This window comes from Colwellia echini (assembly GCF_002843355.2).
GTDB lineage: Bacteria > Pseudomonadota > Gammaproteobacteria > Enterobacterales > Alteromonadaceae > Colwellia > Colwellia echini.
Genome location: NZ_PJAI02000023.1, coordinates 16958 through 38189, shown reverse-complemented (window position 1 = coordinate 38189; position 21232 = coordinate 16958). Strand labels below are relative to the sequence as shown.

Genomic DNA, 21232 nt, shown 5'->3' with positions numbered 1-21232 from the left:
CGATAATTAGCGCCATTAAAATAATTATGTTAATTAGTGATGATTTTTAGTTAAGTCAGTTGCGCTAATCAACATAGTTATTGATTGAAATTACATGAGAATGACAACGGGAATACACAATGGAAATCAAAGTTAACTTTTTAGACAATCTTAGACTTGAAGCCAAGTTTGACGACTTTAGTGTCATCGCTGATCAACCTATTCGCTATAAAGGTGATGGCTCAGCGCCAGGTCCTTTTGATTATTTTCTTGCTTCTTCTGCACTGTGCGCAGCCTATTTTGTTAAGGTTTATTGTAACGCTCGTGATATTTCTACTGATAATATTCGTTTATCACAAAATAATATTGTTGATCCAGAAGACAGATACAATCAAGTGTTTCAAATTCAGGTTGAATTACCAGAAAGTATTTCTGAGAAAGATAAACAAGGAATTTTACGTTCAATCGATCGCTGTACTGTTAAAAAGGTTATTCAAACTGGGCCTACTTTTAATGTTGAAACCGTTGATAACTTAGAAGAAGATGCACAAGCCATGTTAATGGCGCAACCTGCTGATGGCGCTAGTACTTATATTTTAGGTAAAGATTTACCCCTTGAAAAAACTATTGCCAACATGACTGCGTTATTAGCTGATTTAGGCATGAAAATAGAAATATCGTCATGGCGCAATATTGTACCTAACGTATGGTCACTGCATATTCGTGATGCTGCCTCGCCAATGTGTTTTACCAATGGTAAAGGCTCAACCAAAGAAAGCGCGCTTTGCTCAGCACTAGGTGAGTTTATTGAACGCCTTAATTGTAATTTCTTTTATAACGATCAGTTTTTTGGTCCTGAAATCGCCAACAGTGATTTTGTGCATTACCCGAATGAAAAGTGGTTTAAGCCGGGCGAAAATGATGAATTACCAAGCGGCATTTTAGATGATTATTGTTTAGATATTTATAATCCTGACAATGAATTACAAGGCTCAAACCTGATTGATACTAACTCAGGTATGAGCGAACGTGGTATTTGTGCAATTCCTTATGTTCGTAATTCTGACGGCGAAACGGTTTATTTTCCAAGTAACTTAATTGAGAATTTATTTTTAAGTAATGGTATGAGCGCCGGTAACAATTTAGCCGAAGCGAAAGTGCAGTGTTTGTCTGAAATTTTTGAACGTGCAGTTAAAAAGCAAATTATTGCTGAAGAAATTGTATTGCCAGATGTACCTAAAGAAGTGATTGCTAAATACCCAGGTATTTTAGCGGGCATTGAAGGTTTAGAAGCACAGGGCTTTCCAGTTGTGGTAAAAGACGCATCGTTAGGTGGTCAATTTCCTGTTATGTGTGTGACTTTGATGAACCCAAGAACAGGCGGGGTGTTTGCTTCATTTGGCGCGCATCCAAGTTTTGAAGTAGCGTTAGAGCGCAGTTTAACTGAATTATTACAAGGCAGAAGCTTTGAAGGTTTAAACGATGTACCAAAACCAACTTTTAATACTATGGCGGTTACTGAACCTGAAAACTTTGTTGATCATTTTATTGATTCAACGGGTGTTGTTTCATGGCGTTTCTTTAGTGCTAAGTATGATTATGAATTTGTTGAGTGGGATTTTTCAGGCACCAACGAAGAAGAAAATGAAAGCTTAATGGGCATTTTAAAAGACTTAGGCAAAGAGGTTTATATTGCTGAGTTTAATCAGTTAGGTGCAACGGCTTGTCGAATGTTAGTACCAGATTATTCAGAAGTTTACCCTGTTGAAGATTTAATATGGGATAACACTAATAAATCACTTGATTACCGCGAAGATATTTTAAATCTACATAGTTTAACTGATGAGCAATTAGAAGCCTTAGTTGAGCGTTTAGAAGAAAGCCAGCAAGATAATTACATTGATATTAAAACCTTAATTGGTATTGAGTTTGATGAAAATACCGTTTGGGGACAATTAACTATTCTTGAGCTTAAAATTCTTATTTATCTAGCACTTGGTGGTTTAGAAGAAGCGCTTGAGTTAGTCGGTGAATTTTTACAATATAATGACAATACGGTTGAGCGTGGTTTATTCTATCAAGCGGTTCATGCGGTACTTGAAGTAACTTTAGATGAAAATTTAGAGCTTGAAGATTATATGCATAGTTTTAATCGCATGTTTGGGGAAGAAAACATGAAACAAGTGGTTGGCTCGGTATTTAGTGAGGTTAAATTTTACGGTTTAACACCAACAAGTATTAACCTTGAAGGGCTAGACAAGCATCTACGTTTAATTGAAAGCTATAAAAAATTACATGCAGCGCGTGCTTTAGCGGCAAATAACCAGTAGTTAAGCAATTAAGTAATAAGTTAACCCAGTTACTTAATTTCGTTGTTTAACAAACAGAGTACATTGTTTTAAAACTAAATACATTGCTTTAAAAGTCGAATAGCCGATAAAAAAAGCACGGGGATAACAGTTAATAATTAGTCTTGTAGATAATAAAAAAGTGATAATGTTTATTCAATATTATCACTTTTTTAGTCATTAACCTTTATTTATTAGTACATTTCTATTGCATCTTTATGGCAACAGCGGTGCGTAACTTCTCTGATCCAAACATCGACATTTTGTCAAAATCATTACGTGATATAGGCAAGTATTGGCAATCAATCGGTAATTGGTAGTTGTCGTCTACGAAAGGATCGTTTACGTAAAAACACAGTTCATCAAACCCTGTTACTGTTACCCAATGCGGTGCCTTTTTACCATCTAATCGATACGTACTAATTAACAAAATAACAGCGTAACCTTCATTTAATAATGCAATTAATTGCTGTTGTTTAACCTCACTGTATTCAATATTCACCGCCAAAATACTTGCTTGGTCTATAAACTGTTGATGGACACGTTGCATAATTTGTTTTTTATGCGCAGAGCGTACACCATCTATAAATAACGGTGTTTTTTTATTTAACTGCTGATTAATAAAAACTTTAGCATCAAATCCGCGTTTTTTTGCTGCATTAGCTAAGCCTATAGGATGACAACCACCATGACCAGAAGTCATAAAAATAGTGGTTGCTTCTCGCCATAAATCTAGCTCTAAATTTGGCTCCATTGATAAGCTGTTATTTAGACTATGCATTGCCATCATTAACGCCGCAGGACCGCAAGTAAACTCGGTAGATTGTGGGTACCACTGAGTAGCTCTTTTAAAATCAGAGGGGGTTTTACGCAATAATTGCTTTTGCATGCGATAAGCATCACTGTGATCTTCGTAGTAATCGCTGTATTCACCAAATATACGATAATCTAAACGTTCGTATAATTTAATTGCATTGCCATTATTTTGTGCCACCTCTAAGCGTAAAAAGTAATGATGACGTGCCAGTGTTTCAGCCTCTAATGTCGCTAATATAGCGCTTGCAATATTTTGCCCGCGAAACAATGGACTAACCGCAAGTGAATATAAACGTGCTAAATGCGTACCTTTATGACACCAAACCAAACCGTAACCCATAAGTTGTATATCGGCTTGACGATTAGCTTGCACTTGCTCCGCTACAATTAAAATACCATGCGGCGCTCTGATCCAATGTCGTAGGCTACGTTTACTTAATTTATCTAGCTCAAAGCAAGCGTTTTCCAAAGCGACTAGCGAAGGTAAGTCTTGCTCTGTCGCAATACGATATTGAAAATCACCTAGAGTAACAGCTACATGATTCAACTTTTCTTTTGGCGAAACGTTAGTTTTAGACGCAATATTTACCATTATTAACGACCGCGATCTTCTAAACGACGATGAAACTCTGCCATAATTTGCATGTACAGCTCGTCTTTTAAATACGCGTCTTCAACTTTATAATCAATACTTGGGTTGTCATTTACTTCAAGCACATAGGCTTTGTTATCAATGTCTTTTACATCAACACCATATAAACCATTACCCACCACACTTACTGCTTTTAAGGCAGAATCAAGCACATACTTTGGTACTTCAAAGGTAGGTAATGTTTCAAAACTTCCTGAGAAAAAACGATTAGAGCTATGGTTGTAAATTTGCCAGTGGCCGCGTGCCATGTAGTATTTACAGGCATAAATAGCTCTGCCATTTAACACACCAATACGCCAATCAAAATCAGTAAACATATATTCTTGTACTAAAACTAATGCACTTACTTTGAGTAATTCGTCTAACTTAGCAATTAATTCTTCGCGAGTTTTTGCTTTAAAAACACCATTAGAAAACGAACCTTCAGGCAGTTTTAATATCATAGGGTAGTCAAAGTTTTGCTCTAAAAACGTAATAGTTTCAGTACCTAGATCATTAACCACTTCAGTTTTTAAACTGCGCACTTTTTTGTAGTTGAAAGCGTCATGCAAATAAACTTTATTACAACAACGTAAAATAGAAGCCGAATCGTCCATTACCACCAAACCTAAATCTTCAGCTTTACGTGCTAAACGATAAGTGTGGTGGTCAATTGCGGTTGTTTCACGAATGAATAAAGCGTCATAGTGAGCAATGTTTTTAATTTGCTCAATACTTACCACCTCAGCATTAATACCGTATTTAGCTGCTGCTTTAACAAAGCGTGAAATAGCTTCTTTGTTACTTGGCGGAACTTTGTCGTTATGATCAACTAAGATCGCCATGTCCCAACGATAATTTTTGCGATTTTTGTTAATACGCCATACAGTTTGCTTAAAGTCATCTAACTGAGTTAAACAAAACTGCTTTTGCTGTTCGTTAAGATCAGAAAAAGAAATATGAGTAATAGTTATGGTTGGTTTATCGTCAACTAATTTTACCGTTAAGTTAAGTAACGGTGCAGGATATAAAGCAAATATTTTAGCGGTTAATTTATCTAACGCACTGTCGTCAGTTTTACCAAAGAATACTAGCTTGTTAATCGTTTCTAAATTATTAGTTGAGCTATTACTTAAGCTATTACCTAAACCATGAACTAAGTTTGTTAATACTGCGAAATTATCACTGTCATGTGCCATATTCCGTAGGCCATTAATGGTTTTTACGCTAGGTAACACACTGTGGTCGCGTGCTTCTGCAAGCAACGAACAATAATACCCTTTACTTAAATATTGCTCAGTGTCACATAAATTAATAATGCGCGTTTTAGGCTCATTTAATTTAGGGTATTCACGTAAATATTTTTCAAAACTAATAACATCAGAGCGACCTTCACCAAGATCAACATGTTCACCATCTACTACAATGAGTGTTTTGTACACGTTTGGTATTCCTTAAAATAAAACCAGATTGTTTATTATGATACGTTGCCAAATAGGGCAGGTTATAGTGATTATTAACGTGAATTAAGTCGTTATTGATAGTCACTTGGGTGTTCGTATTTTGCTGAATTTATCACCTTTTTATCGGCGTGAATACAATTAAAATCAAAATAACAGAATCTATTTTTATGTGTTTTAAATCAATTAGTTATGGTTGTTTTTAAAGTGGTGTTTGGATTGGGTATTAGCAGAAGTATAAACAAAACTTGTTGTAATCAAATTATTGATTTTTTTACAACAAGTTTTACAAACCTAACTTAGGTAAAGCGATTATTTTTTTATCCAACTTCCTTGTGAAAATTCGACTTCAAACTTTGCCCATTGTTGAAAGTTTTTAAGTTTCATTACTTCCATAATCCCTTTTCCTTTACCCGCTATAATTTCAAAGTGAATTTTGGCATTTTCTATACTGGTGATTTGTTTAATGGTCCAGTTATCTCCTAATGAACCATTACTGTAGAAATGCTGGGACTTCAGTTGTTGCTTGTTTTCAGGCTTTTTCTCTACTGCGTGCGCTAAAGCACGATCGAATATAACAGCTAATTCTTCTGTTGTTATGTCGACGTATGAATCGAGTTGTAATAAAGCCGCACTTACATCTTCATGGCTTAAGTAATTGACCGATTGATGGTTATTAGCTGGTTTAAAATGTAAATGCGCAGGGTAACGACGCCATGAAAATAAGCTATTAAATATTATACCAACCACAACAATGGTTAATACACTGGGTAATAACGGTTGCCATAAAAAGCTATAGCCTAAGTTATATACTTGCTCTCCACCTTGAGTGCAAAATAAAGCAGTAGCACCACCTGGAGGATGTAAACAGCGTAAAAAGTACATTACTAATACCGCAAGTCCAACAGCAACGGCACCAGAGATCACAGGATCTGAAATATGTTGGTAACAATAAATACCAATCAGGCCAGAAGTTAAATGCCCCATTAAAACATGCCATGGCTGTGATAATGCACCATGAGGTAGCGCATATACTAAGGTTGCGCTTGCTCCCATAGAGGCAAGAATAAGCAGTGATTGAGGGTGATTAAGTGTCGGACTTATTATTAATTGACAAAGATAAATTGAAATCATTGCACCGATACCTGAAATTATTTTTTCAGTGTTAGATGTACTGTTTTCTTCAATACCGAGATATTTTTGGGCTTCAGACACAAGATGTTGTAGTTGTGTTTTTATTTTAGTATGTAATTTATGAGTCATATTTTTTAGATACTTTAATACATTGATATTTAATGAGGCTCTATTTTAAATAGCTATCGTGGCACATTAAGCTGGGTCGGCTTTATGTTGTGAAGAAGCTAAAATCATCACATAACATAATTTAAATGATAAGCCCGTGATCAAAAGAGTGAAATGCCAAAACATTAACCATGGGAAAGCAATAGGGGAGTCGTTGATAAATACAAAGTAAACAGCTGTTAAACATAACACTAATGAAAAGAACATGCCGAACAATCCAAGTTTATATAAATTCAAAATAACCACCTTTAAAATACAATTGTAGTGCACAATTTTAGTGCTCACCACTAACCATTTAGGTGCATAGGATAGCTTTCCTTTTAAATTGTGTATAATGAATATTAATGATGTTTAAGTTCATTATTAGTGCACTTAAATATGTACTTGAAATTTACTTAAAAAAGTAACTTAGTAATGCCAGTTGTTAGCAACGGCTTAGTAATTAAAGCGGATGTGATTATGGATATTGAATTAGCGAAAACCTTTTTAGCTATTATGAACTCAGGAACTTTTATTGAAGCATCTAATAGACTCAATGTTACCCAAACCACGATAACAGCGAGAGTTAAGGCTTTAGAAAGTCATCTTAACTGTACGTTGTTTATTCGTAATAGAGCTGGCGCTAAGTTAACCCGTGAAGGTGAGGTTTTTGCAAGCTATGCATTAACCTTAGTTCAAACCTTAGAGCAAGCTGAATTGCACTTGTCTTTACCGCAAGGGCAGAGCGACACTATCAGAGTGGGAGTTGAAAATAGTCTGTGGAATCCGCTGATGGTGGATTGGATTTCGGCTATTACAGTATCAGTACCAGAGCTGCATATTCATAGTGAGGTAGACAGTACAGTACGCTTGATTGATTTGCTGGAAAGAAATTCGTTAGATATTATTTTAGTACATCAACCAAGTTATTTTTCAGGGTTTTCGGTTGAACAAGTAGTTGAAGAAAAATTAGTACATGTTTGTGTGCCTGAGAAATATTCGCCAGATTTATTCATTGACTGGGGCGAGCAATTTAAACGTAATTTTGATGCGGCATTACCGCAAAAAAGGCAAGCAGCATTAAGCTTTAACTTTGGCCCATTGGCGTTAAAGTTTATGTTAAAAAATGGTGGTAATGGGTACTTTAGAACACGGGTGGTTGACAAGTATCTTAAATCAGGTGAACTTGAAATAGTAAAAGGCTCACCTGAGTTCTCTTGTCCTATTTATATTGTTTACCACGCAAATAAAGAATCAAGTGCCCTTGATAAAGCACTAACCAGTTTAAAAGATAGTTTAGCGCTTAATCAACAGTGGCAAGTTTAGCTTGAGTAAATGATGATGCTATAGAGCCTGTTGATCTTTCGATATTACTTTACAGCAAGTTGTTTGGCATTTAGACAAGACAGAGCATGTGACGTGTAGCTGGCTACAAGAACAGGCGAAAACGCAGTATAAATTTCAAACAAGTGCTGCCTTTAGGTTCATTTAAAACTAATTTACGCTTCGTTGCTCGCTTTTTAAATAGAATGACTATGATTCAAAGCTCGCGCCACGATTAAATCCGTTTTAAATTGAATAAATTTTAACCCTGAAAGATCAACAGACCCAAGTTAAGTTTAAAAAAAAGCGCTACCCTCGTGAATATAGTATTCGTGTTTAAAGTAAAGGTAGCGCTAAGGGAGTCGTTGTTATAATGTGTTTATTAACAGTAATAGAAGTTAATCTGCCAATAGTTAAGCCGTGGTATTAATGATAGATTCACCTTCTTCAAGGTCATATTTTTCAAACATTTGATCTAAAATAGATTGTTTGTCTTCATCGCTTAAGGTGCTGCCATTGCTGTCTGCTAACTTTTCTTCCATAAGCTCTGTTAAATATTCAACCATTGATGTTATTTCTTCAGTGCTTTGTTTTGGCGGTGGTGGTGGTCTATTACCTTTTTCCGAAACGTTAGCCATTTCACCAATAGTTTTGGCATCAAAACCTGAATCAGCCATTGCTTTTTCAAAGGCAGCACTTGGCTGAATGCCCGCTTGTGAAAATGTTTCGACAATACTTAAGGCGTCGGCTTCAGAAAGATTATCAACATCAAATTCTGACAAAGTTTCTGAAATTAATGTTTGTTGGTCGGTTGTTAAGACCTGCTGTGCACTTGAACCCGATCTAGGTGGCATTGGCATACTTGAATTGGTTGCATTAATCATATTTACTGCTCCTTTTCGCCGCGCTTTTTTGGTTTAGGTGGCTTATGGCTTTCAAATTCTTCAACAGTGATAATGCCATCGCCATCAATATCAATCATATTAAAAACTGTTTCATAATCGCCGTGTGGAACTTCATGTGAAGAGAATTCGTCAAAATCTATTTCTCCATCTTCGTTAATATCTATCGATTCAAAAGTAGGTCTTTGCGGCGGACCATTTTTGCTGCGCTCTGAATTATCGGCGTGAACGATACTAGTTGCAGATATGGTTAAAGTGATGGCTAAAACTAGTTTGGTATAATGGTTCATAAAACATTCCTATTGCGATTTACTTAAGTTGTATTAAAACCAGAGAGTTAATTAAGCTAGTTAACTAACCTCTGGTTTTAATTTCTAAATAACAATAACAACAGAAAATGCAAAAAATGTGCAAATAAAAAGGAAGTTACGAAGTGATTGAGTAGGTAACCTGAGCTCAGGTAAGTTAAAGCTTTTAAGCATCTTGGGGATATATGATTTTTTTACAGAGCTTAAAAAATTTGCCGTTAAGTTAAAAAGTAAGTTAACGGGCAGGGTGAAGAATAATTGAGGTAACCGTTAACTATAATACTAAACGATATCCCGTACCATACACCGACTGGATCCAATCTTTACCTTCACTAATATCACTAAGTTTTTTACGTAACTTTTTAATATGGCTGTCAATAGTGCGGTTGTTAACAATACGATGATCGGAATACATATTATTCATTAACTGCTCACGGGTGAATATACGCTCAGGTTTATCAGCTAATTGTTTTAACAATTGAAATTCAACCGAGGTGAGAGAAACTTCGTTTTGTTGGAAGCTGACGATAAGACGATGTTGGTCAAGATTAAGCATATTTTCTTGCATCACAGCAGATGTTGCGCTGTTGTTAGTATTACTCTCTATTTTCCCTGTGGTACGCCTAAGTACCGCTTTAACTCTTGCAACAACTTCGCGAGGGCTAAAAGGTTTACAAATATAATCATCCGCACCTAATTCTAAGCCAAGTAAACGGTCTATTTCTTCTACCTTGGCAGTAACCATTAAAATAGGAACACTTGAAAACTGTCTGATCTCTTTGCATAAATCGATACCATTTTTACCAGGTAACATGATGTCGAGTAAAATAGCGGCAGGTTGATTGGCTTTAACCCAAGGTAGCACATCATCGCCATGGTGAATCAAGTGTGCGTTATATTCAGTTAGACTAAAGTAGTCAGCTAAAATGGTCGCTAACTTTACTTCATCTTCTACGATTAAAATTGTATTCGACATATGATTCTCTATGCTGCTTGAGTGTTATCTATTAATGGTAACTTAACTATAATAGCTAAACCGTCTGATGTTGATTTTTGCGCAATAATTTCGCCTTGGTGTGCTAAAACAATATGACGACATATAGTTAACCCTAGCCCTGAACCACCGGTTTTTCGGTTTCTTGAATCTTCTACTCGGTATAGATGATCAAATAAATGCGCTAAATGAATGTTTTCAACGCCAACGCCATTATCGGCAAATGTTATAATGACATTATTTGCAGCTATTGTTGGGGTACTTGCATTATCAAGTGTTACCGTGACAGCAAGCTCAGTTGCATTTGCGTATTTAATGCAGTTATTCATAATGTTTTCAAATAGTTGAACTAATCTGTCTTTATCCGCATAAATAATAGCAGATTGCGTTTGTAACTTCAGAGCTAATGATATGCCTGCATCAGCTAAATAAGTGGTATATTTTTTAGTTTCGTATTGTAATAAATCAATTAAATCTTCGTGTTGTTTACGATAACGCATACCGCCAACTTCGGTGCTGGTAAGTAAATTTAAATCGTCAATTAAGCGTTGTAAATGTTTTACTTCATCATTAGCAGAGGAAATGTTTTCTGGGGTTAATGGTCTTACTTTATCTAGCATCGCTTCTAATTCACCTCGTAAAATTGCTACCGGTGTGCGTAGCTCATGAGAAATATCGGCTAGCCAACGCTTTCTTGCTGTTTCATTTTGACTCAAGGTTAAAGCTAATTCATTGTAATCTCGACTTAGTTCATATAATTCATCACGACGTTTAAGGTTGATTTTTTGTTGGTAATCACCTTGTGTTAATTTATGCATGCCGTGGGTAATTTGCTTAATTGGCTCTACTATATGTCTGGCTAGTGGCAAGGTTACTAATGCAACTAACACCATAACAAAAAGTGCAATAAGCCATAAATAATATTGTTGTTGCTCAATAAAAGCCAGTTCATAACCTTGGGTAATTAAGCTGCGCTTAGAAATAGCCAAATAACCAACAATAACACCGTCTGCGGTAATGGGGCTTTTTACATAGTCTAATTTTGGACGGTAACTGCCAACAATAAGTTGTTGGTTATCATCAAGCAGAGCGTAATGAGCTTGGCTTTCTGATGGGGGAAGCGGTCTTTTACTTCGTTCATCAAAAAAATCAGCTCTACTTTTGTCGCCTCTTGCATGAGGTGGTGGTCTTTTATCTTTTAAATGTGGCGGTAAATCTTCAACATTCAGGTTTTTATTTCTTGTTGGTCTATTTTTTTCTGGTGGACCTTTTCGTAGTGACTCTTGAAAGTCACTTCCGTCGAGTTGTGTCGTGATCAATTGACGGAACTTGTGATGATTATTTGTCATCGATTGCCAGTTATTATCAACTTGATATGTTTCAGATAATGTTGAAATAACGGGCTTCAGGGTTTCAACTTCTTTAGAAACAACGTACTCAACCATGCCTTTACCAATACTCCATTGCATTAGCAATACTAAAACAGTCACTAAGACTAAGCTAAAGCTAAATAGAAACAGGAACAGTTTATTTTGAATTTTCATGGAAACGTATAACCCTTGGGAAATGTAGGCGCTAATGTAGCATAACAAAACAATGTGCAAAAATTATGGATGAAATAAATTAGTTCAACGTTTGAGTTGTTAACCTTGTTTAAATCTAGCAGCTAGATCTCAATATTAATATCTAGAACCTCATACCTAGTTCTTAAAACTAGCGCATAAAAAATAAAGTTAAAGCCTTTATTTGAACCTCTGTCATTTTTCTTTAATTTTTTAGTCATTATTCTGCCATAAAACTTATCTACATTATTGCCATTAATAAACACCCTAAAAATAACATAAAAACTACACATAAAATAAAGGTATACACATGTTAACAAGTAAATTTTCAGGTCAAGGCTTTAAAGTAGGATTACTCTCTCTGGCACTATCTCTAGCATTAACCGGTTGTGGAGACTCAGACGATGGCGTTGATGGTTTAGCTGGCATAGAAGGCTCGCAAGGACTAGTTGGTGAAGCTGGTGATAACGGCGTAGATGGCACTAATGGTACCGACGGTGTAAATGGCTCTGCAGGTACTGACGGTGTTAATGGTGTTGATGGCACCAACGGCGTAGATGGTTTAAATGGTGTTGACGGTAAAAGTATTCCTACTGCATTAAGTATAGAAGTTGTTGGTCGTTTTGCGACTGGAATTTACGGTAAAAGCGCCGCAGAAATTGTTCAATTTCACAAAACATCTAACTCAGCTTTTTCTGTAAATGCAGCTGATAATAAAATTGAAGTAATTAACTTAACTAACTTACCTACCACACAAGTAGGAAGCCCTGTTAGTGATGAAAGCCTTTCATCAAGCGCCTTTACTTTTCCCTCTTCAGTTACCGTTAAAGATGGTGCTGGCGTTGATAAAACTATGCAACTAGGTGCGGTTAACTCTATTGCTATTAAAGATGATTTATTAGCCCTTGCTGTTGAAGGTTCAGTTAAGCAAGAAAACGGCGCAATTTTATTTTATAGTTTAAGCGCATTAGGTGAAGGCACCTTTATTAAAGCGGTTGAAGCCGGCGCATTACCAGATATGGTAACTTTTACACAAGATGGTTTAAAAGTATTAGTGGCTAATGAAGGTGAGCCAAATACGGATTATAGTAATGATCCTGAAGGCTCTATTACGGTTATTGCTGTGACTGATGCTATGCCAGCAGATGTTGCAACTACCATAAATATGACCACTGATATGGTGTTTAGTGATGATAATCTTGATTCAGATGATTACGATACCGACGAAAAACGCATGGAGTTATTAGCAAAATCAGGTGTTAAGTTTGCAGGTCCTGCTGGCAATACAGCTGCTAAAGATTTAGAACCTGAATATATAACGGTTTCTGCAGACAGTAAAATGGCTTACGTTTCACTGCAAGAAAACAATGCTATTGGTATTATCAACCTTGACGATTTAACTATCGAAGTAAAAGCATTAGGTTATAAAGACTGGGGTAAATACCAACTAGATTTCAGTAATACAGATGAAGTACCTAGTTTTAAAAGTGTGCAAGGACTTTACGGCTTATATCAACCTGATACGCTCGCTTCATACACTTGGAATGGTTCAACTTTTATTATCTCAGCCAATGAAGGTGACTCTAGAGATTACGACGCTTATACTGAAGAATACCGCATTAAAGATCTTGAAGATGATTTAGGCAAAACATTATCAACCGAATTACAAATGCAGTATGACGAGACAGGTGGTAAAGACTACTTAGGTCGTTTAAAAGTCACTGCAGCTTTAGGTGATGCAGACGATGATGGTGAATTTGAAAAGTTATTCACATACGGTGCTCGCTCTTTTTCTATTTGGGATCAAAACGCTAATCTAGTATTTGACTCTGGCGACGATTTTGGCAAAATTTCATCTGCTATTTTAGGCAATAATTTCAATGCAGCGCACACTGAAAACAAAGGCGATAACCGCTCTGACGATAAAGGTGGTGAGCCAGAAGCGATTGAAGTTGGTGAAATAGGCGATAGAACTTACGCTTTTATTGCACAAGAGCGTGCAGGTGATTTATTCGTTTATGACATTACTAATCCATTTAATACCGCATTTGTTGCACACTATAACAACCGCGACTTTACGGTTGATTTTGAGTTAGACGATGGCTTAACTGAACCATGTGATCCAGCAGAAGGTATGGACTGTACTGATGTTAATATGGCTGGAGACTTAGGACCTGAAAGTATTAAGTTTATTTCTGCTGAAAACAGCCCAACAGCGAACCCATTGTTAATTATTGGTAATGAGGTTTCTGGTACTGTAACGGTTTACCAAGTAACTGAAAAATAGCAAACTATCAGATTTTCATGTCGTTTAGCTGAATAAATAAACGACAACCAACTATAGCTGGCTTTACCATTATTGTTTGTTTGGTAATGTCAGCTTTTTTATTGGTTAACCTTGGTTTTATATTGAAATATTATGGCCTCAAGCTGATGTTTTTAATATATAAACACTTTTTCTCCTAATAGATTATTAAACTATCCGTAAATACCCTCTTATTTTTTGTTCAATTTATTGACGCAATCAGAAAAAAAAACAGGTTATAAATATCGATGTAACTCTTTGTGGTTACAATGTCTTCCTATGTTACCAATTGTTGTTCTTTTGTAACTTTACCTTTAAATTGGTTGACAGATTGGTAAGTTACTGTGACTATTAGTTACCGCATTTATTTTGCAGGTTGAATATACTTAAATTTAGGGGAGCGTTGTTAAGTATATTTTTAAGCCAAATTATTAAAAAACATTAAAACTATTATAAATTTCGTGAGGAATAAAAAATGAAAACTAAATTAGCACTAGCTATATCAAGTATCTTAGCATTAAGTTCATGTGGCGAAGACTTTAAACAAGAAGGTGATGGACATTCACCAGGTTCAGTTGATATTTCAGGTCTCCCATATTCAGGTCGCACACTAACGGCAAACGTTACTGACAGCGACGGTTTCTCTGAAGAAGGTGTTGTATATACTTGGATTAGTACAAATGCTAATGGCACTCAAACAGATATTCCTGACGCCACATCAAAAACATATGAATTACTAGATACTGATTTAGAGAACTCAATTTCAGTAAAGGCTAGCTACACTGATAATGATGGTGATGCAGAGTTATCAATTTCTGCCCCGACTGAAGTAATTGAAGCAGAGCCTGCTCACGTAGCAGGAACTGTAGCGATAGAAGGCTATGCTTGGGTAGGTTATGAATTAACGGCAGTAATAGATGATCCTAATGGTGTTTCTGATGATGCAAGTTATGAATGGTTTGCAAATGATCAGCCAATTACTGATGCTGCTGATAGTGACATATATACAGTAACTGAAAATGAGTTAGGTAAAACAATTACAGTGTCTACTACCTACACTGATGCGCTTTTATTACCAGAAGGCCCTCACACATCTGCTCCAACAGAAGCCGTTGAGCCAGAGCCGGCAGGTACTGAAAAAACTAAAGTAGCGTCTATTACCGATAATAGTACATCGGGTAATGGCCAATTAAGATATAAGTTTTCTGAAGAAGATATCATTTCAAAAGGTAAAATGACTTTATCATTCTCTAAAGATGACTTATTTAGTGGTGAGACAGGTAAAGAAGCTTACCTTACGTTGTTCGGTACAAATACAACAAATAATGATGCACTTGTTGATATCAGAATTGGCAATACGGCCATGAAAGTACGTGACGCCGCAGGTACTAGTGGTTATAACGATGCTTTAGGTGAGATAGCACCATATACTGCTGAAGAGTGGGTAGATGTAGAGATTACTTGGGATGCAACGGCTGCAAGCGATTCAGTTACACCGAAAGTAACTGTTACTATTAATGGCGTAGAAGTTGCTGATTTTGATTCTTTGGGTAGTACTCCATCAGTACTGGCTAGCGGCGTTCAAACGATTAACTTTAAAGTAGGTGATTCTGGCTCTGTTATGGGACGCTCAGCTTTAAGAATTGATGACTTAAAAGTATATGCTGCTGACGTAATCGTTTTAGAAGATGACTTTGAAAGCTATGCAGATGAGAGTGAACTTACTGCTGAAAATGGTGGTTATACAGGTATTGAAGCAGTTGTTGATGAAATCGTAGCAATACGACCAACTGCTGAATAGTTTAATAAACTGAACAAAACTAAAGTATCAGTCTAAATAATCATATTTAAAGTTATTAAATAGCGCTCTTGTAGCGCTATTTTTTTGTCTATTATTTAGTACTAATTAGCTCAGTGGTAACTAGCTCAGTACTAACTAGCGCTGTAATTGTTTATGAATTTATAGTGCTGTTGATTAATGGAACTAGTATAAGAAATCTATTATATTCTTTGGCAAGCTATGAGTTAAAATATCATCAATAGTAGCTAAAGAAAAAACTAAAAAGGTAAAAATAATGATATTCCCCTTAAAAAATATTGTCACGTTAAGTGTCGCCTTAGCACTAGTTATTACAGGTCAAGGCCACTTACAGGCAAAAGAAATTAAAAATACTCGCGGTGAAGTTATCACCTTAGATCCAACGGTCAAACCATCAGAAAATTTTGATTTAACTGATTGGAGTATCAGTTTACCCGTTGATACTAATGAAGATGGTATTGCTGATAATGTTCCTGAAAGTTATTTAGCCAAAGGCTTAGAGGTTAAACCTTTATTCTATACTGCTGAAGATGGCGGTATGGTTTTTACTGCACTGGTTGAAGGTCCTAAAACCTCGAAAAACACCACTTATACGCGTAGTGAGTTACGTGAAATGCTTCGCGCTGGTGATATGAGAGTAAAGGTTACTGGTATTACTGAGAATAACTGGGTATTTAGCACGGCTAAAAGAAAAAACCGCAAGAAAGCAGGCGCAGTAGACGGTGTTTTAGAAGCAACATTAGCCGTTAATCATGTGACCACTACCGGTAATGAAAAACAACTAGGAAGGGTTGTGATAGGTCAAATACATGCCACCAAAGACGAACCTATTCGTGTTTATTATCGTAAGCTCCCCGGTAACACTAACGGCTCTATTTATATGGCTCATGAGCCTGTAAAAGGTCATGGTGATGAACAATGGTATGACTTAATTGGATCTCGTAGCGATAAAGCTGAAGATAACCCAGATGGCGTTGCCTTGGGCGAAATATTTAGTTACCGCATTGAAGCAAAGGGCAATTTATTAACCTTAACAATTATCCGTGACGGTAAGCCAAATGTGGTGCAAGAAGTTGATATGAGTGAAAGTGGTTATGATGGTAGTGATCAATACATGTACTTTAAAGCGGGTGTATATAATCAAAACAAAACAGGTGACGCAAACGATTACGTGCAAGCGACGTTTTATCAATTAGAAAACAGTCATTAACTTATTCATTAATCTGAATTTGGGGTATTGAACCTTAGTTAGGTTAGTTAGTTATATTAATAATTGAGTAACAAACCTATAATAGTTTTAATGATTGTCCTTCAAAACGAAAAAGCGAGCCCAATAACGGTTTATTGGGCTCATTTTTAACACACTAATTATAAGAAAGTACGAATAAATAAGGCTGTTATAGCAATTTACTTATCCTGAGTTCAGGTTAGTTAAGTCGAAAATATTTAAAGGCATTAATAGTCAGAGGCTCGTTTTTTTTATCTATTGGATAAAATAAACGAGCCTTTTTTATGTGGTAAATATAAGCATTAATTCAAAACATTAACTTTAAAAGGATAGGGTAGGTTATAAAGGTATTGTTATTGGGGCTTACAGGATCAAGTCTAGTTATCGACGCTCACTTTACACTAGCATAACTATCGTATATATCTGCTCTAGGGACGGTTTCACTCTTTTGCTTTAACGCTTATATTTATCTAATCCGATTAATTATGTGATTACTTATACTGGTTAAAATAGCCAATTAGATCGTTAGTTATTAATAATTAGAACGAAGAGTATAAGAATAAATGCTTTTGATTTGAGTATTTTTCCTGATGTATAAAGTAGAACGGCTAATTAATGAAGCTAGTATTATTTACAAATTTTGAAGGTGATTTAATATTTTAACTGCTATAAGTTGAGCATTTACAGGTAATAAAAAACCCCAATACATTATTATGTATTGGGGTTTTTAATTTAACTTATTTTAAAAATAGCACCTAGTTTAATAAATCTTGCTAGGTAATTTAGCTATTTTTAGTTCTTACCATTTAGCGCTAAGACCTAAGTTGTAACGTACATCAGCTTCTGTAATTCTCCAATCTTGATCTTGAGCAGAAGTATATACAATATGCTCACCAAGTAAGTTAACAGCGTTAAATGTAACAGTTAATATTTCGTTGATGTCATAGCTTGCAGAGAAGTCTAATTGACCACGAGCTTCACGGTAGCTGTTTTCTGATGTAGGGTCGTAGTTACTAACACCAGTTTTCTCACTTATTGAATCAGGGTCAGTACGACTTACGTCTGTTCCGAAACCTCTTTCACCACCTTGAATCAAACGCTTACCGATTACTTCGTCATCCATGTACTCTGAACGCCAGTTGTAAGCTAAACGAGTTTGGAAGTCATCATTTTCCCAGTACAGTTGGAAGTTAACTGTGTTTTCAGAGATGTTTTCTAATGGTAAACCATTCGGTTGGCTACTTGTTGCGTATGTGTAGTTAGTTTGCATACCTAAACCAGACCAAGCACCAGGTAATGTACTAAACTGTTGTTGATAAGCAAGTTCAAGACCTGAAACATCACCACTACCACCGTTAGTAGAAGTAGAAATGTTTACACCTGTAAGGCCTGCATCTCTTGCCGCTTCTACAGCCGCTTGACTTCCGCCTGCAGATTGAATCACAGGGTTATCAACACCTACGGCAGTTAAACCACAAATATTCGGATATTCTTCACCAACAGCTTGGTTAGCTATTGTATTTGGATCCGCTTGACAGTAGTTAGTATCTACTGTGAATGAGTTTACGTCTTTGTAGAATATAGCAGCAGAAACTAAACCACCTTCACCAAAGTAATGCTCCGCAGATAAGTCATATTGAGTTACGCGTTTAGGAGCTAGTTCATAAGAACCTTTTGAGCCAGCAATTAACGTTGTATCAAGATCAAATGCAGGGCTTAATTGATCATAACCAGCACGACGCATTACTTTAGCTGCTGCAAAACGTACGAGAGTATCATCTTGAACACTCCAAGTAACGTTTAAACTAGGTAGGAAATCATTGTATGAATTCTTACCATCAGTGTATGTGCCATCCCACGCATCATCAGCGATGTTTTTAATTGAAGATGTTAAGTCAGTAGTAACATAACGACCACCAACAACAGCGGTAACAGTATCGAAGTCTAAAGCAAACTGTAAGTATACAGCGCTAGTGTCTTCTTTAATGTTTTTCCATTCTGAAGCTTGATCGTAAGTGTTGTCTAGTAAAGTACCTGTAGTGTTGTAATTAACACTTTTGTTCATCATTGATTGGAATTCTAACCAAACACTTTCTGGGTTGTTTTCTAATACACCAGCATCTAATGCGTAAAGAGGACCATTTAAAGCATTAAAGCCATTAGAGCCCGCTTGATCGAACAAGTTATCATGACTAATAAGTGCAGTTCCGTTGAAATCTGCAACAGATGTTGGTGGAATGATATTACCGTCTGCATCTTTAGCTTTTTTATAAGCATCGCCGAAAGTAGAACCATATTCTTTATTTAAAAGAGTAGCAGTTTGGTAGCTGTATTCTGAGCTTGTTACACGAACACCAGCTTTAACAGATGAAATCCAGCTTACGCCGCCAGGCTCAAAGTATTCTATATCAAAACGAGCTGCTGTTTCGTCGTTATCAGTAGCGTTTGTGTCATAAAACATTTCACGAATAGCTAGCATTCTAGGGTCTACTAATGCATTAGCGTATAAACCTTCCTGTACTGAATCTAAACCTGGAAGAGTACCTGATTTGTAGTTACCAACAGCATCGAAGCTATTCATAAATCCACCAGGATCAGCCGTTCCATTTGCTTCAACAGCAGCTTCATAAGCGTCAAAATCAACAGGACGTAAGTTAAGCTGTGATTCAACTCCATCTTCTTTAGAGCCAGTGATAGAAACTTCACCAGATATAGCTAATTTATCTGTGATGTCCCATTCAGCACCTAAAGCATGTGAATAGCTGTTGTTTTTAGCAAAGTCACTTTCTGTTTTTGGAATAACAAAAATACCATTTAGGTCATAAGTCATTAATTGACCCGAATCACTTTGGAAAGAATCATTAGTCCAAGCAGCATTTGAGATTACATCAAGATTATCATAAGCTTGTTGACCACCTTCAAGTTTAGAACCGCTTAGGTCTAAGTAGATGTTACCTGAACCTGATTCTGGAGCCCACTGTAGTGTAGTACCAAATGCTGTGCGCTCACGTGTTTCAGTTTTAACGCGCATGGTGTTTTCAGTTCTAGTAGTAATCGATTCACGAGGACCGTTACCAACAAAACCATCAGGAAGTCCGGTAATACTAGCACCGTCACCTTCGTAAACACCGTCAACAGGTGCTAAAGAGTTCATTTTAGTTTGGAATTCATCTTGACGAATTTCACGGTCTTGGTAAGAGAAAACAAATGAAGCACCGAAAGTACCAGCACTACCCATATCCCAGTTATCGCCAGCAGATAATGTGAATTTAGGTGCAACGTTTTCTGTTTTATTTGCGTATTCAGCATCGATTGATGCTGCAACTAACGCTTCATCTAATTCTAATGGACGAACAGTTTTCATGTTAACTGTACCACCTAAGGCACCTTCAATCATGTCTGCATTTGGTGACTTGATAACTTCAACAGTTTTTAAGAAACTTGAAGGGTAATCGTCTAAGCTAATACCGCCACGACCAGTACCTGAAGTAGAACGACCATTTAGTTCAACACGGTTATCTGAGATACCACGGATTGTTACTGACTCACCAACACCAAAATCTGAGCTGATTGATATACCTGGAATACGTTGTAATGCTTCTGCAATGTTGTTATCTGGTAATTTACCAATATCTTCAGCAACAATCGCGTCTACAATTCGTGTATCAGTACGCTTAAGTAATGCACCCGCTTTCATACTACCAAGCATACCCGTTACTTCAATAACTTCTATGTTAGTTTCTGAATTAGCTAAAGCATCGGCTTCTAGCTCAGTTTGTAATTCTGCAGCGTAAGCTGGCATTGCTAGAACAGACGCTAATGTAGCGCCAAAAATAGCTACGTTAGCTTTTGCAAACTTATTAAAGTTAAGCACTGAACTTATTTTGTTAAGTCTCATCGTTTTTCCCCTTCACGTATAGTGATATGTTTTATTATTTTAGTATGCGTTTTTCTGTTATTACCAAATTAGGATTATTGGTAATAGCAACATTGTTATTTGTTTTATTGGGTGTACAGAGGTGATTTCCTTGTAGACCGATGTCATTTATAGGGTATTTAAAGATCTATTACAACCAATTTATTGCTTTAAAATGCAATTGGTAATGATGATTTTTGTTTTTTTTACGGGGTTTTACTTGCTTATTGGTAATACCTGTTTTTGTTTTTTAATTCGTATTTGTTTTTATTTTGTTATATTTCAGTTGTTTATGATGTTTTTAAAGTATCATGGAGTATGTGAAAAATGGTTTGCCGCCGTAATTATAGGTAGTTATAA

14 protein-coding genes are annotated in these 21232 nt (G+C 36.2%); 5 read left to right on the top strand and 9 right to left on the bottom strand.

Annotated features, from left to right (window positions below):
- Window positions 1-119: 119 nt before the first annotated feature.
- Entirely contained in the window at window positions 120-2309 is a 2190-nt protein-coding gene (locus CWS31_RS15260) for an OsmC domain/YcaO domain-containing protein (RefSeq protein WP_101343072.1), read from the top strand.
- 223 nt (window positions 2310-2532) lie between these two features.
- Here the strand turns inward: CWS31_RS15260 and CWS31_RS15255 are convergent, their stop codons facing one another.
- The 4 genes from CWS31_RS15255 to CWS31_RS15240 form a co-directional block, all read right to left on the bottom strand.
- Window positions 2533-3735 carry a GNAT family N-acetyltransferase/peptidase C39 family protein gene (locus tag CWS31_RS15255; protein WP_101343071.1) on the bottom strand — a complete coding sequence of 401 codons (1203 nt, stop codon included), beginning with the start codon at window positions 3733-3735 and terminating at the stop codon, window positions 2533-2535.
- 2 nt (window positions 3736-3737) lie between these two features.
- Window positions 3738-5216 carry a RimK family protein gene (locus CWS31_RS15250; protein ID WP_101343070.1) on the bottom strand — a complete coding sequence of 493 codons (1479 nt, stop codon included), beginning with the start codon at window positions 5214-5216 and terminating at the stop codon, window positions 3738-3740.
- Window positions 5217-5546: 330 nt separating this feature from the next.
- Window positions 5547-6497 (bottom strand): HPP family protein, encoded by a 951-nt coding sequence (locus CWS31_RS15245; protein WP_101343069.1) that lies wholly within the window; start codon window positions 6495-6497, stop codon window positions 5547-5549.
- Window positions 6498-6563: 66 nt separating this feature from the next.
- Window positions 6564-6773, bottom strand: a complete 210-nt coding sequence (locus tag CWS31_RS15240) for a hypothetical protein (RefSeq protein WP_101343068.1) — start codon at window positions 6771-6773, stop codon at window positions 6564-6566.
- Window positions 6774-6950: 177 nt separating this feature from the next.
- Between CWS31_RS15240 and CWS31_RS15235 the strand changes: the two genes are divergently transcribed.
- On the top strand, window positions 6951-7841 hold the full coding sequence (locus CWS31_RS15235) for a LysR family transcriptional regulator (RefSeq protein ID WP_211355845.1): 891 nt from the start codon (window positions 6951-6953) through the stop codon (window positions 7839-7841).
- 410 nt (window positions 7842-8251) lie between these two features.
- On the opposite strand, the gene CWS31_RS15230 is transcribed toward CWS31_RS15235, so the two are convergent.
- The 4 genes from CWS31_RS15230 to CWS31_RS15215 form a co-directional block, all read right to left on the bottom strand.
- Complete coding sequence (locus CWS31_RS15230) at window positions 8252-8722, bottom strand: hypothetical protein (protein WP_101343067.1); 471 nt, start codon at window positions 8720-8722, stop codon at window positions 8252-8254.
- A 2-nt stretch (window positions 8723-8724) separates the two neighbouring features.
- Window positions 8725-9030 carry an EF-hand domain-containing protein gene (locus CWS31_RS15225; protein WP_101343066.1) on the bottom strand — a complete coding sequence of 102 codons (306 nt, stop codon included), beginning with the start codon at window positions 9028-9030 and terminating at the stop codon, window positions 8725-8727.
- A gap of 292 nt (window positions 9031-9322) precedes the next feature.
- A complete protein-coding gene (locus CWS31_RS15220) occupies window positions 9323-10024 on the bottom strand; it encodes a response regulator (protein ID WP_101343065.1) in 702 nt (233 codons plus the stop codon).
- Window positions 10025-10032: 8 nt separating this feature from the next.
- Window positions 10033-11586: an ATP-binding protein gene (locus tag CWS31_RS15215; RefSeq protein WP_101343064.1), complete on the bottom strand. Its 1554-nt coding sequence runs from the start codon at window positions 11584-11586 to the stop codon at window positions 10033-10035.
- A gap of 328 nt (window positions 11587-11914) precedes the next feature.
- Between CWS31_RS15215 and CWS31_RS15210 the strand changes: the two genes are divergently transcribed.
- The 3 genes from CWS31_RS15210 (at window position 11915) to CWS31_RS15200 (ending at window position 16938) form a co-directional block, all read left to right on the top strand.
- Window positions 11915-13891, top strand: coding sequence for a choice-of-anchor I family protein (locus CWS31_RS15210; RefSeq protein WP_101343063.1), 1977 nt, complete (start codon window positions 11915-11917; stop codon window positions 13889-13891).
- Window positions 13892-14384: 493 nt separating this feature from the next.
- Window positions 14385-15710 (top strand): hypothetical protein, encoded by a 1326-nt coding sequence (locus CWS31_RS15205; protein WP_101343062.1) that lies wholly within the window; start codon window positions 14385-14387, stop codon window positions 15708-15710.
- Between the two features lie 274 nt (window positions 15711-15984).
- Window positions 15985-16938: a polysaccharide lyase family 7 protein gene (locus CWS31_RS15200; protein ID WP_101343061.1), complete on the top strand. Its 954-nt coding sequence runs from the start codon at window positions 15985-15987 to the stop codon at window positions 16936-16938.
- Window positions 16939-17755: 817 nt separating this feature from the next.
- Here the strand turns inward: CWS31_RS15200 and CWS31_RS15195 are convergent.
- On the bottom strand, window positions 17756-20854 hold the full coding sequence (locus CWS31_RS15195; RefSeq protein WP_101343060.1) for a TonB-dependent receptor: 3099 nt from the start codon (window positions 20852-20854) through the stop codon (window positions 17756-17758).
- Window positions 20855-21232 lie beyond the last annotated feature (378 nt).